Below are 13,868 nucleotides of genomic sequence, written 5' to 3' on the forward strand. Positions count from 1 at the left end.
TCTGTTTTTATGAAGAACGTCCCAATGTTTTCCGTAGAATACGAACCTTGATAGGATGGTTATAATCGTTTTGTATCTGCGACCATCACTTATTTAAAGGGAGTATGCTCCGCTTTAGATTAGGGAGGAGGATATAGTGGATAATTTGATAATAGAAGAAGGGCGTTCAGTCGGCACACTTAGAATTGGAATGACAAAGCAGGAATTAGATCAATGTGTTCGAGCATATCAGGAAAAATGTATACGCCCTTACGATTTTTTTCATTCATTGTTCAAATATGAGTATGATTCAGAAGGAAAAGTTACTCAAATACACATCACAGATACAGTAAAAGAATATTATACATGTCTCTTTAGAGATATTGATGTATTTAATACAAAAGCTAGTAAGCTTGTAGAGGAGCTTGATAAGATTTCACCATATATTCGAGATAACGATGCTTCTCGTGGTTTCTCCTACACTTTCCCTGAATTGGGGCTGTCCTTTTGGAGGAACCATGTACGTAACGAGGAATATTTTCACTCAGAGGAGTTTAAAGAATTGGACCCTGAAATACAGGAAGATGAGATGAGGTATTTATATTTTGAGACAACAACTATCTTTCTAATTTCCAGAGAAGCAGAGAAACATTGAGGGAACTTTAGGAGGTAGGGAAGCATGAAAAAAAGAAATGTAATTCTTTCTGGTCTTTTTTTAGTCGGCGTTGTCTTCGTAGGAAGTAGTCTAGACGCGAGTGAAGACATAGAGTCGTATATAAAAAGTAATCACATGAAGGCAATTCATGCTATGGGAATCAAAACGAAAGCTCAAAATTTGGAAAGTATGAATACAATAACTGATGAAAACGGTAAGAAATGGGTGTTCAATGAGTTTACAAAAAGTACGAAACTCATAGAAACAATGAGAGAAAGATATGAAGAGGATGTAGCTGGTCCGTTTATTAGCGTACAGGACGAGATTATGCAAGAGTACGCTAAACCTGGCGATTCCATTCCGACTATTGTTTTGGATGAGGCATTAAAAGCAGGCTATTTCGCGTTCAGTAGACAAGATGGGGAGACCTTGTCTTTCAAAATCAAGTATGACAATGGGTCATGGGAATACGAGTTGGAAAAATAATTTCGAAGTTGCCTCGAGGTAGCTGGTTAACACTAACAGCGTAACCGGCTCTTTTATAAGATGGACGAAGTTGTAAAAATAACCTCCAAAGACGAGTATCAAAATTAAAAATGTGTAGGAGGTAAGATAGTATGAAGAAAAGAAGTGTATTTATTTTCGGTCTTGTTTTAGCTGGTGCTGTTTTCGCTGGCAGCAATCTATACGCAAGTGAAGATATAGAACAATATGAAATATCGAATCACCAGAAAACACTTCATGCACTGGGAATCGAAGCAAAACCTAAAGACTTAGAAAGAATGAATACTTTGACAGATGAAAATGGAAGAGAATGGATTTACACTGATTTTATCGACAGAGGGACACTTATAGAAAAAATGGATGATAAATATACTGAGGATGTAGGGGGTCCATTCATTCAAGTACATGACAAAATTATGCAGAAATATGCCGAAGTAGGGGATACCATTCCAGTTATTCTTCTGGATCAAGAGTTAAAAGAAGGCTCCTTCTCGTTTAACAGAGAAGATGGAGAGGTTCTGGTATTCAAACTCAAATATAATGAAAACAATGGAACATGGGATTACGAAAAGGAAGAATAAACTCGAAGTTGCTTCCAGATAGCGGGTTAACACTAACAGCGTAACCGGCTATTTTTGTGTCCAGAGTTTCTTAACCTTGTAAATCCGTATTTTCATTTTTTCTGCCGTATCCAAAATGTGCACTGATCTTGAGTGTACCTCTACTACTGATCAATCGCATCAGTAACTTTCAATAAATTCAAACTATGATTAGCATTAAGAATTTAAAATCCACAAAAAAATAGCATTGACTACGATTGGTTTTATAACAATTGCAGGACTTGCTGTTTACTATATAGGTGACTTAAAAAAACAGAATTTTGTTTATTCCAGTGGTTCAGATTATAGAATAGTTTCTGGTGAAGCAATGTTTACCGAGACATTCACTGACGTGGAGGGTCTGGCTGAAAATGCAGATATCATTGCCGAAGCAGAGGTTATTTCTCAAGAAAGTAACCCTAATTGGTGATGATCGATAAAGGGGCGGATGTATCATGAAAAAAAAGTAGTACTAGGTATTATGCTCCTGTTTTTGCTTAGTATGATTGGGTTATATATGAATTTTCAGGCACATGGTAAAACGTATGGGTGGGTTATAGTAACAAACAAATGGGTAGAAAATGACAAATATTTTCTTAGTATCAAGCATATTTGTTTAAATAACGAAACTGAATTTTGTAGCAATGAGAAGACAATTAGAATTGGAGATGAGGTAAGCTTGTTAAGCTCCTCTCCTGTAAAGAGTAATACACTTAGTGCTAAAGAGGCATATGATCAAATCGAACAAAATGGTAAGTATGTTTTTAGCTATATTTTCATTGAGGGAAGAATGTGGCCATTAAATATGCCTAATACATTAGTTGAATTTAAACAATACAACAAAAAAATATAATCAAAGTATTTTGTTGTTACTTTTAATTCAAGATTAATGAAAACAATGGAACATGGGATTACGAAAAGGAAGAATAATTTAAATTTGCTTCCAGATAGCCGGTTAACACTAGCAGCGTAACCGGCTATTTTTGTGTCTAGAACTCCTTAACCTTGTAAACCCACATTTTCGTTATTCTTGCGGCATCCATATTAAAGTACGGTTATATAATTACCAATAAATCACAAGCCTACGATCTATTTTTACAGCATCTCGGATGTAATCCTACCACTGACCAATCAAATTATAAGGAGTGTGGTTGAACTGCTAAAAATATGTCGTAATGCTTTACTTGTTGTAGTCCTTAGCTCAATATTTTTATTTGGCTGCTCCAATATTTTTGAAAAAACTGAAGATATTACTGTTAATTCTGCTCAATCGGACACTTTGGATAAGGTAAAAAATGGACAATTAGAAGGTGTCTTAATAGGTATTGGAACAACAAAGAAAGAGGTTCTAGATAAAATCGGAAACCCCGTCAAAAGTGGAAATTCTGAGTATGGATTCACAGTATATTATGAGGGTTTTGATTTGCAATTCGAAGACTATGCTAATTCAATTGAAGAAGTAAAGGATACGAGTAAAGTCGTCCTAATGAATGCCGAACCAAAGACTGTTGGAATGACTGGAAAACCTGAGGAAATCAAAAAAAACTTAGGAGAACCCTCAAGAGAATTTATGGATGACTCAGGTGATCATACGTTTATATTGGAATATGAAAATGGCGGAAACCTACTAAGATTTACGTTTGATTCAAAAGAAAGTCCAGTAAAGTATGTTACCCTTCGAATCCAATAAACCAGACTATCTGGCTTATTGTGGCCTGAATTCTGAAAAATTAGTCCATAAAAAAAGAGACGGTTCTCCCGCCTCTTCTCTTTTACTTGTGTAACCCAGTTGACTCTGTTTTTCTACCATTTCGTTTCCGTTTTGTGTTCAATGACTGGCAATAATTTTGGTTCAATTGCTTTCATCATTTGTTTCAGTGAATGCTCGGAGATCGGTACTTCATCACCTTGAAGTTGTCCTCTAGCCTGTGTTTCTGCAATCACATCAATCACTTGTTGTTTCGAGACATTCTTAGATGCTGCAATCTCCACAACAGTTTTACCTTTTGCTAATTCTTGTTTTAATTCTGTCGGGCTCATTTTTAGTAAAGCAAACAGTTTTTCATCGTTTAAAAAGGCATCAGCGGTATAATCAGGCTTACCATTTAAAGAGAATAGACCTTCTACTTTAATTCTTTCTACTTTAGTGTTTGAAGGTGTTGAACCACCTCCGATTTGAGAAGCACTAATGGTATTGTCCTGAACAAAAACTTGGTAGAACGGTCTTTCGAATCCCTCTTTGGTGTAATTCAACATCCATGTTTTTTGATTTGGATTCTCCATTTGCTCAATAGCAACCTCGTACTCTTCGATGTTGCCATACATTTTATCAAGGAGATCATTTACCTTCGCTTTGATTTCCTGATCGGTTAAAGTACTGAGTGACTTCTCCTTAGGCTCCCAATTCTCTTGAATCACGTGTTCGATCTCACCCGTACTACCGTTTGTATGGAGGGTAATCTTTTTGCCGGTTCCTCCTTTTTCCTGTAGTACGATGCTTGTTTGGTTCACGTTGATTAAATTTTCCCCTTTGGATACATCACCTTGAACGTTGCTTGCATCGATAATCTCAAACGATTTTGTTTCGGGAAATGCGAGATACAGCTTTTCAAGCGATGATTTGCCAACCTCATCCACCTGGACTTGTTCAGTAGTCATCGTTGTTCTTGTAGGCATTTCAATCACGCCAGAAGCCGCAAATGCTGCAACTGGAATCAAAATCGCAGTAGCAACTATTCCACCAATTAATCGTTTTTTCATAGTTAATTCGCTCCTTTTTTGTTGTAAATAATGAGATAGGATTGTTCTATTTGTTCTCTGAATAAGCAGCTTACACACTATATTGTCTCTTTAGCGGAAAAAGGTTCGGTTCATATTTTTTTTTTTGCATCGTGAGCAGACCCCATGCCCATCAAGCGAAGGAATTTGTCTATCATTTTGTAGGAAGGAGAATACTAATGATTAGCATTAAGAATTTAAAATCCACAAAAAAAATAGCACTAGCTACTATTGGTTTAATAACAATTGCAGGATTTGCTGTTTACTATATAGGTAACTTGAAAAAACAGAGTTTTCTTTATTCCAGTGATTCAGATTATAGAATAGTTTCTGGCGAAGCAATGTTTACCGAGACATTCACTGACGTGGAGGGTCTAGCTGAAAATGCAGATATCATAGCCGAAGCTGAAGTTATTTCTCAAGAAAATAACGCTAATTATGAAAGACTAGATGTATATACAGTCTCTGAATTAAGATTAACGAAAGTCTATAAAGGTGATGTAGAGATAGATGATACAGTATCTGTACTGGAAACTGGAGGGGAATTCGATGAAAGAGAGGCGGCCAAATATTTCGCAGGAAAGCCAGGACCTAAATTAGTGAATGATGATAATGGTGAACCCAGAATGACATCGGTAGGGATTGAAGGAAGTATTCCTATGAAAGAAGGAAATAAATATTTTGTTTTCTTAACAGAAGATAAAGATGACGTCTATAACATAGTAGGGTCAGTTCAAGGAAAAATAAAGATTAATGACGAGGAAACCCTTGTATCCCAAGTTTCATTGGAAGTAATAGAACATAATAATCTTTATTTTCTGCAAGAAAATTATTCAGGGCAGAATATTTCTGAGCTTAGAAACGAAGTTGAACAACTCCTTTCTTCCCCTCCCAAATAGCTCCCCAAAGTCTATCTCAACTACAAGATCATTACGAAGTGGACAGGAAGAGAAGATAACTGATATTACAATGGAAATCGGGGCTTAGGTGCTCCCTGTTTTCGTTGTAATTACATGGGGGAGGTTTTTTCAATGCAATACTATTCATTCCTCGTCTTTGTGCTTTTCCTTCATATCACAAAAGTGTATAACTTCATCGAGAGCAGACTCAGCCCGTTCGATTTCGCCATAGTCGTTGGTATGGGAGTTTTTTGGCTATTACTTAAATGTTGTGAATACTTATCGGGCGTATTAGAGAAGGTATGTATCAAATTCAAAATGAAAGTATGGCAATTGTATGTAGTCACTTTAATTTTGTATTTCTTATTTTAGAGCCTTAGCCATTCCCTTTACCCTCTCGACCTGTTATAGAGGAGGTATCGAAGTGAAAAAAATACGAATAGTCATCGCTATTTTCATAATATTTATTGCAGGATGGTTTATCCTAAAAACTCTATACTCTCCCGAAAATACAGTAAGGACCGTTATAGACAATATAGCAAATGGCACACAAAACCACGTGCAAATGGAACAAGAGCAAATTGAATTAATTCGCTCCTATTTTGAATTTGCCGCTAAGAATAATCTACATTCACCCGAAATTTCAGTTAGACAAATCGAAGGAACCGGAGATCATATACAGCTAATAGCAGAGTTTCTAATGATAGATTACGATGAAAATAATAGGATTCGAAAAGTGTATGCAGGAAATATCCTCTTCACCCTACAGAAATCTTCGTTTTATAAGTGGGACGTAATAAACGTCGAGGAAAAAATGAAACTTAGCCTTTAGGTGGAAAGTGCTTGTAATAGTAATCACCCGTTTCTGTTCAGGGGACGGGTTTTTCCATGTTTAATATTTTTTCGCCTATCTAACGTGAACCAAACTCCGCGTTCTCGTGAATATACAGTAGAGAATAAACGAGAGGAGGGAACGCAGTGGATGAGTGGGAGTTGATTGCCAAATGCCAGCAGGACGAGCCGGAAGCCTTTGAACAATTGGTCAAGCCCTATCTGGCGATGGCATACCGGACAGCGTATTTGATCATTCATGACAAGCATCTAGCACAGGACGCCGTTCAGGAAGGGCTCATCGAAGTGTATCAGCACATAGACCGACTCGATCCAAAACGGGGAGTGGCCTTTCGCAATTGGCTATACCGGATCATTACGTTTCGGGCTCTGAATCTGGTACGCAAGCAGAAGCCTGCTGTGGAGTACGAGGAGATGATCCCGGAAGAAGCGATGACGCCGCTGGATAACGTGATCCAGCAAGAGGAGCAGCGGCAAATATGGCAGGCGATTCGCAGCATGAAGGCGGAGCATCGTGCGGTTATTATTCTTTACTATTACGAGGGCTTCAGCGTGTCGGAGATCGCCAAAATTACCGGTTCCTTTGAGGGGACAGTCAAATCGCGCATGCATAAGGCGAGGAAGCTGATTGCGCAGCAATTGGACAAGGGTTGCATTCCATCTGATTTTTTGCGGGAAGGGGCAATGACTCATGAATAACGAAGAACGGCAAATCAGAGAGACGCTGTTGAAAGTAGCAGAATCCGTCGAGACGCCGAGTTTTCAAATGCCAAGCAAGAATCATGCATTTCAAGTGAGAAAGCGTCCATTTTACCGAAGCAAAAAATGGACATCCATCGGCATCGCTTCCGCGGTCGTAGTTTGCCTGCTTACAAGCATACAGGTGTCCCCATCGTTTGCAGCCTATGTCCAATCGATCTTTGATCAGTACGGGGGTGGGCTGCAACAGGCGGCGAGACAAGGCTTTTCCGAAACACCGAATCTGTCTGTCACGGATCAGGGGATTACGCTTACGGTAAAGGAAATCATTGCTGATCCGGTGCAGGTGACTGCTGCATTGGTGATCAAGCAGTCGGATGGCAAGGTATTAGATACTGACTTGCTTTTAGGTAAAAACTCTCATTTAAATGTCATTGAACTGCTAGATGAAAAAGGTGAGGCTATGTCAAGCGGCTGGGGAGCTTTCTTTGATGAAAGAGTCGGATTCATCGACTTTACACTTGGGAGGAAGGAGCATGAGCCCATTCCGAAAACACTGTCGATGCATGTCAAGCAAATAGGTGACACAAAAGGAAGCTGGAAGTTGCAAGTGCCGATTACGATGACAAAAACGGCTGCCGCAACGACGGAGTTACCTGTCAATCAAACACATACGACGGAGCAAGGGTTAAAGCTGACCGTCCACAAGGTGATTAACACACCAACGACTAGCCGCATCCAACTGGAGACACAGTGGACAGACCCCGCCAAAAAACAGTTAGAACAAGAAGTGAGGAAGCTGGAAGGAAAGACTGCGGCCCCCGACTACGCTCCATATGTTCCATATCAACAATATTCATTGGGCTACTATTACGAGGCGGCAGATGGCAGCAAGAGCAAGAGAGATGTAGAGAAACTAGAGCTTTCCGATTCCATTGATCGGTACGGACATTTCCGCTGGATATGGGATTACGATCCGTCAGGAAAAGGCAAGCCAGAGACACTCGTCATTGACAGTCTCTACAGGGCTGTGCCGTACGATATGAGCGTGACATTCAATCCAGCTGAATTGAGCAAAAAGCCATTGGTGAAACAGGTAGGAGAGGATACCATTATCTTAAAAAACAGCAGGCTGGTAAAAGAAGCTGATACGAACAAACAGGCAATCGAACTGGAGATCGAGGTTCTGTCGAAAGAAATTACCGAAATAAATCCGGTATGGTGGGTGCTTCAGAATGAGCAAGGGACAACCTACCGGTGGGAAGAAAGTAATCGTAGCTCGGGAAAGCCAGATCAGTTGGGACGCAAGCGAAATACCTTCACGCTAGTGATGCACGAGTACAGGAACAGAGAGGTATATGAAACAACCAAGCTCCCAGAGAAGCTCACATTACGTCTAGATGTCGTGACGAAAAAATATCCCTTGGAATGGCGAATCCCGCTTAGTCACTGACCGGTGGCGACATTATCGTAAATAAGACAGAGAGTAGCAATGGACGCGAGAAATCGCGTCTTTTTTTAAAACGATCGGCAATAATGAATATATGGGAAAGCACCACTGTAGCAAACATCAACCTCTATTTTCACACCTATTAGCTACACTGCAAGGTACAATGGATAAACCAACGCAACATACGATTCTTGTATTTACATAGGTAATGCTTATCGTTTGCGTTTCGTAGATCAATCGTATATAGATGGTTTGAGTAATGATAGTGGGGAGGAATACCATTGAAGGTTTTAGTAGTAGAAGATGACAAGACCATTGCAGATGGTTTGCACTATTCGCTTTCCAGTGAGGGTTATGAAGTCGTTCTTTGTGAAGGGAAACAAACTGCAATTGAAACAATCAAGCAACAACGTTTTGATATTTATTTACTGGATCTAACTTTGCCCGATGGGAATGGCTATGAGATTTGCGAATATGTAAAAGAAAATCAGGATGCACCTGTCATCTTCTTGACGGCGTGTGATGATGAAATCAATGTGGTTCGGGGGTTAGATATGGGAGCAGACGACTATATCACAAAGCCGTTTCGTATTCGGGAGCTGATTAGCCGAATGAAGTCATCCCTTAGGCACTACCAAAAAGACCATACCCCGACTGACAAAGTGAAGATTGGAGATGTTGTCGTAAATACAAAACTGGCTAAAGTGTACAAAGGAACCGAGGAAGTGATGCTGACTGCTTTAGAATACCGTTTACTGTTGGCATTCATAAATAATAGAGGGCAAGTTCTGTCCAGAAATCAGTTGTTAGAGGGCATTTGGGATCTAGATGGTAACTTTATCAATGACAATACTCTTTCTGTCTACATTAAGCGGCTTCGAGAAAAGTTGGAGGATGATAGCCAGAATCCCAAAGTGATAGAAACCGTACGCGGACTTGGCTATCGAATGTGTGGAAGTCATGCTTAAAAACAAAGAAATACGGAAGTTATGTATGTATAGCGTGGTTATTTCCATCATTGGGATCTCGATTCTTTGGATAATCGATTGGAAAGCGGGGATTGTGGCGATTGCCATGGTGTTTCTGCTCCTTTCATGTTTTTTCCTGTTTACCCGCAAACGTTATCAGGACATCAGTAAGCTCGCTTATTATTTGGCTTCTGTATATTCAGGCCAACCCACAATGGATATTAGGGATAACGTTGAGGGTGAATTGAGCATTCTGAAAAATGATATTTATAAAGTCACATTAACGTTGTCCGAGCAGTCTACTCTTCTGAAAAAGGACAAACAATACTTGGCAGATACTCTTTCGAACATCTCCCATCAACTAAAAACGCCACTTACCTCCATGTTTGTCATGGCTGATTTGTTAAACAATCCTAGTCTGCCAAAAGACAAGAGGGAGGAGTTCTTGGGCAAGATTATCAATCAGTTGAAGCGTATTGAATGGCTCGTGACTTCATTGCTCAAGCTGTCCAAAATCGAAGTGCAGAGCGTAATTTTCAAGAAGGAATTCGTATCTGTCAAAAAAATGATAAACAAGGCATTAGAACCACTCCTTGTCCCCATGGAATTAAAAAATCAGGAGCTTTCTTTTTCCTGTAAAGAAGACTTTTTCGTGTATGGAGATGAAAACTGGACGGTAGAAGCCATTTTGAACGTAATTAAAAACGGGATTGAGCATACGCCGGTCGGGGGACGTATTGCTATTTCGTGTGAGGAAACACCATTGTATACACAAATTGTCATTGCCGACAGTGGCGAGGGGATTAGCCCGGAAGATGCTCCACACATTTTTGAACGATTTTATAAAGGGAAGAATGCTGGAGTGGATAGTATTGGAATAGGGCTAGCCATGTCTAAAACAATCTTGCAAAGTCAAAACGCCGATGTGTTTATGGAAAGCCAGATTGGTGTAGGCACAACATTCAAAATCAAATTCTACAAGCAAATGATTTAGATGACAAAATTGTAAGATTGAATGTCACCGACGAGACATCTTTGGCAGATATTCTATACGTAATAACGAATCTAGGAGGTTCATGATGGAGATTTTGCGAGTAGAGAACCTGTCAAAGACGTACGGTAAGGGCGAAACAGCTGTTACTGCACTGAACGATATCTCATTTTCCGTACAAAAAGGGGAGTTTGTGGCGATCATTGGACCATCTGGTTCAGGTAAGTCTACCCTTCTGCATATTCTGGGGGGCGTTGATACGCCCACATCCGGTAAGGTGATTGTTGACCAGACTGATATGTACGCGATGGATGAAACGGCACTGGCCATCTTCAGACGCAGACAGATTGGCCTTATCTATCAATTCTACAATCTGATCCCTGTCCTTACTGTAGAGGAAAATATTACGCTACCATTGCTATTGGACGGGAGAGAAGTAAATCGAGATATCTTTTCCGGTATCGTAGAGACGCTAGGTCTTCAACAGCGATTAAAGCATCTGCCAAACCAGCTTTCTGGAGGACAGCAGCAGCGTGCGTCCATTGGCCGTGCCTTGATTAGCAGTCCCGCCATTGTATTGGCTGACGAGCCTACGGGGAATCTGGACAGTAAAAACAGTGCTGAGATTGTAAAGCTCTTAAAAAAATTACACAAAGAACGGCATCAAACCCTGATTGTTATTACACATGACGAAAACATTGCCTTACAAGCGGACCGTATTATCGGCATTCAGGATGGCAGGATTTCTAGAGATGAGGTGATCAGGCGATGAATATCGTGAATCAGCTCACTTTACGTTATATGAAGCAGAATAAGAGCCGTACCCTTGTTACAATCATTGGGGTTATCATTTCTGTCGCCATGCTTACCGCAGTATTTTCGATAAGTAGTTCTTTCATGGATATGATGCAGAGAAACACGATTGCCTACACTGGTAAATGGCAAACAGCTTTTCTCGATGTTGCAGGAGAAGATGTTGAGGTTATTACAAATACAGAAGCAATTGAAAGATACGACATTGACCAGGAACTCGGATTTGCACGACTTTCTAACTCTGCAAACAGGGCTAAGCCTTATTTGTATATTACGGGACACAGTAATCATGATGTAATAGGGGTCAGCCCAATTGATGGGCGTTTGCCTAAGAATGAAAATGAACTGGCTCTTTCATCGCAGTTTCTTCAAACCGCCGGTGTTAGCTGGAAGGTTGGAGATGTAGTCACATTAGATCTTGGTAAACGTAGCTTGAATAATGATGGTACGAGCGAGACATTGGGCAACTATGACCCCTATCAATCAAAGGAAGTCTTTACGCCTACAAAGACGAAAACATACACCATTACCGGGATCGTTCAAGCACCAGCTAGAGAGCAGGATGCAATGGCTGCATACCGTGCATTTAGTGGTCTTTCCGAGGGGGACTTGGAGGAGGGTTTTCCCTACACGGTACGTGTTGAATATAAGGATTTTAAAGGTTTAGGGAATAATATTTATGAAACGAGTAACACGATCGCTAGTAAGGTGAGCGGAATAAACAATCAAGTGAATGAAGGTAAAATCAAGTACAACCGGGATCTTTTGCTTTATTCCGGGATTTCGAATGATTCCCACTTTCTTAACACCATGTATCTGGCAGTCGCATCCGTTGGAAGTATCATTCTGATTGGATCTTTCTCACTCATCTACAACGCGTTTGCGATCTCGCTTTCAGAGCGTAGTCGCACTTTAGGCATGTTATCTAGCGTAGGGGCGACCAAACAGCAAAAAAGGGCTTCTGTATTTTTTGAAGCTGCTGTAATCGGGGTCATAGCGATTCCAGCTGGGTTGTTTTTTGGGTCCATCGGCATTGGGGTTACTCTCCATTTGCTTAGTCCATTCATTCAAAAAATGTTTGTAGTTAGTGAACCGATGCGATTGGTGATAGAGCCGTACAGTATGATTGCTGTCATTTTGTTTTCCATTTTGACACTGCTCATTTCTGCATGGTTTCCAGCAGTGAGGGCATCGAGAATTACACCGATCACTGCGATCCGCCAGACAAAGGATATCGAAATAAAAGGAAAAGATGTACGTACATCTAAAATGACCCGTAAGTTGTTTGGATATGAAGCGGAACTAGGATTAAAAAATCTGAAAAGGAATAAACACCACTATCGCTCAACTGTCTTTTCTCTTGCGATCAGTGTAATCTTGTACCTTGCAGCTTCTTCATTTTCGTTGTATATGGATAAGTCCTATAATATGGCACAAGCACCGCTACCATATGATCTGTCAGTATACGCAAGGGGAGCCGATTGGGAAAGGGTACGTTCATTAACAAATGAATTGATGTCTGTCCAAAACGCAACAACAAAAGTGAAGACCCAACTTATCGAAACTGATCTATTCCTCAACGAAAACGAGGTTACCACAGACATCTCCAGTCGCCAGACTCTGAATCCAGATGGGAAATACTACATGTCTGCAAAGATTGTTTCTCTTGATGAGGCCTCTTATGCAGCGTACCTGCAATCCGCGGGGATTGATGCAAAGAAATTGGAAGGGGACGAGATTTCTGCCATACTTGTCAATCGGGTCACCTTGAAAGAAAAACATAATTTTACAGATATCACTCAACTAACCGTCCAAGAGGGATCAGAAATACCTCTCACTTTGATTGAAGGAGCTAAAGTCCGAATTGCTTCTATCACGGATAAACGTCCACCTTTTATGCAACGCTACGAGGAAGATGTTTATAGGGTGACATTTGTCGTTTCTGAACGAGACTTTGACAAGCTGCGAGAACTAGGTAACGATATGCTGTCTGAGCAAATTTTCAGCGAGGTTCAATTTACAACAGAGCAGTCTGCGGCATTGGAAAATGAAATAAACCCGATTATTGACAAATATCCAGATGTCCATGTCTATACTAATAATTTGATTGAGGAACGTCAGGATGCAATGAATCGCGCCACAGTCATATCCGTATTCCTTTATGGGTTTGTGGTTCTCATCGGACTCATTTGTATGGCAAATATTATCAACACGATTTCGACTGGGATGGCCTTGAGAAAACGTGAGTTTGCGATGTTGGCTTCCATTGGCATGACACCAGAGGGCATGAAGAAAATGCTACGCTTCGAAGGATTCTTTTATGGAATGAAGTCGCTTATTTACGGTTTACCGATTAGTATATGCGTGATGTTTTTCATCTACATGAGCCTTAACCGTAATTTTGAATTTGCTTTTACGTTGCCTTGGGCGAGTCTCATCATTGCAGGGATAGGTGTGTTTTTCATTGTGGGTACATCAATCCTCTATGCGACTAGAAAATATAAAGAACAGAGTATCGTTGAATCGCTGAAGAACGAAAATATCTAATTTATCTGTTACCAATCAATAAAGAAGAAACCGCCCCAGTTGAAGTGACCCCATAAAGTTAGACATGTCATTTAATTAGGCGGCTGCTTGGGCATGAGTGCGGTATTGTACCGGGCTCATGCCTTTTAATTTTG

Annotated in this window: 15 protein-coding genes; 14 read left to right on the top strand and 1 reads right to left on the bottom strand. The window is 40.3% G+C overall.

What is annotated here, in order from left to right:
• The first annotated feature begins 136 nt into the window (after positions 1–136).
• The 6 genes from ACFYU8_RS30500 (at position 137) to ACFYU8_RS30525 (ending at position 3,427) form a co-directional block, all read left to right on the top strand.
• Positions 137–634 (top strand): hypothetical protein, encoded by a 498-nt coding sequence (locus ACFYU8_RS30500; protein WP_390306898.1) that lies wholly within the window; start codon positions 137–139, stop codon positions 632–634.
• A 24-nt stretch (positions 635–658) separates the two neighbouring features.
• Complete coding sequence (locus tag ACFYU8_RS30505; RefSeq protein WP_390306900.1) at positions 659–1,120, top strand: hypothetical protein; 462 nt, start codon at positions 659–661, stop codon at positions 1,118–1,120.
• A 131-nt stretch (positions 1,121–1,251) separates the two neighbouring features.
• Positions 1,252–1,719: a hypothetical protein gene (locus tag ACFYU8_RS30510; RefSeq protein ID WP_390306902.1), complete on the top strand. Its 468-nt coding sequence runs from the start codon at positions 1,252–1,254 to the stop codon at positions 1,717–1,719.
• A 226-nt stretch (positions 1,720–1,945) separates the two neighbouring features.
• Positions 1,946–2,167 (top strand): hypothetical protein, encoded by a 222-nt coding sequence (locus tag ACFYU8_RS30515; RefSeq protein WP_390306904.1) that lies wholly within the window; start codon positions 1,946–1,948, stop codon positions 2,165–2,167.
• 18 nt (positions 2,168–2,185) lie between these two features.
• Positions 2,186–2,590: a hypothetical protein gene (locus ACFYU8_RS30520; RefSeq protein ID WP_390306906.1), complete on the top strand. Its 405-nt coding sequence runs from the start codon at positions 2,186–2,188 to the stop codon at positions 2,588–2,590.
• Between the two features lie 294 nt (positions 2,591–2,884).
• Positions 2,885–3,427 (top strand): DUF4309 domain-containing protein, encoded by a 543-nt coding sequence (locus ACFYU8_RS30525; RefSeq protein ID WP_390306908.1) that lies wholly within the window; start codon positions 2,885–2,887, stop codon positions 3,425–3,427.
• 113 nt (positions 3,428–3,540) lie between these two features.
• On the opposite strand, the gene ACFYU8_RS30530 is transcribed toward ACFYU8_RS30525, so the two are convergent.
• Positions 3,541–4,497, bottom strand: a complete 957-nt coding sequence (locus ACFYU8_RS30530; RefSeq protein ID WP_390306910.1) for a hypothetical protein — start codon at positions 4,495–4,497, stop codon at positions 3,541–3,543.
• A 197-nt stretch (positions 4,498–4,694) separates the two neighbouring features.
• Here ACFYU8_RS30530 and ACFYU8_RS30535 point away from each other — a divergent pair, with 197 nt between their 5' ends.
• From ACFYU8_RS30535 to ACFYU8_RS30570, 8 genes are all read left to right on the top strand, one after another.
• Positions 4,695–5,414, top strand: coding sequence for a hypothetical protein (locus tag ACFYU8_RS30535; protein WP_390306912.1), 720 nt, complete (start codon positions 4,695–4,697; stop codon positions 5,412–5,414).
• Between the two features lie 424 nt (positions 5,415–5,838).
• Entirely contained in the window at positions 5,839–6,246 is a 408-nt protein-coding gene (locus ACFYU8_RS30540; protein WP_390306915.1) for a hypothetical protein, read from the top strand.
• A gap of 146 nt (positions 6,247–6,392) precedes the next feature.
• Complete coding sequence (locus ACFYU8_RS30545) at positions 6,393–6,965, top strand: RNA polymerase sigma factor (protein WP_390306917.1); 573 nt, start codon at positions 6,393–6,395, stop codon at positions 6,963–6,965.
• On the top strand, positions 6,958–8,418 hold the full coding sequence (locus ACFYU8_RS30550; protein WP_390306919.1) for a DUF4179 domain-containing protein: 1,461 nt from the start codon (positions 6,958–6,960) through the stop codon (positions 8,416–8,418). The genes ACFYU8_RS30545 and ACFYU8_RS30550 overlap by 8 nt, the downstream gene beginning before the upstream one ends.
• Before the next feature lie 278 nt (positions 8,419–8,696).
• Positions 8,697–9,383, top strand: coding sequence for a response regulator transcription factor (locus tag ACFYU8_RS30555; protein ID WP_390306921.1), 687 nt, complete (start codon positions 8,697–8,699; stop codon positions 9,381–9,383).
• The gene (locus ACFYU8_RS30560) at positions 9,376–10,377 is read left to right on the top strand and encodes a sensor histidine kinase (protein ID WP_390306923.1); all 1,002 of its coding nucleotides are present in this window, start codon (positions 9,376–9,378) and stop codon (positions 10,375–10,377) included. The genes ACFYU8_RS30555 and ACFYU8_RS30560 overlap by 8 nt, the downstream gene beginning before the upstream one ends.
• An 85-nt stretch (positions 10,378–10,462) precedes the next feature.
• Positions 10,463–11,146 carry an ABC transporter ATP-binding protein gene (locus ACFYU8_RS30565; RefSeq protein ID WP_390306928.1) on the top strand — a complete coding sequence of 228 codons (684 nt, stop codon included), beginning with the start codon at positions 10,463–10,465 and terminating at the stop codon, positions 11,144–11,146.
• Positions 11,143–13,734: an ABC transporter permease gene (locus ACFYU8_RS30570; RefSeq protein ID WP_390306925.1), complete on the top strand. Its 2,592-nt coding sequence runs from the start codon at positions 11,143–11,145 to the stop codon at positions 13,732–13,734. The genes ACFYU8_RS30565 and ACFYU8_RS30570 overlap by 4 nt, the downstream gene beginning before the upstream one ends.
• Positions 13,735–13,868 lie beyond the last annotated feature (134 nt).

Source organism: Brevibacillus sp. NPDC003359 (genome assembly GCF_042878995.1).
Classification (GTDB): Bacteria; Bacillota; Bacilli; order Brevibacillales; family Brevibacillaceae; genus Brevibacillus.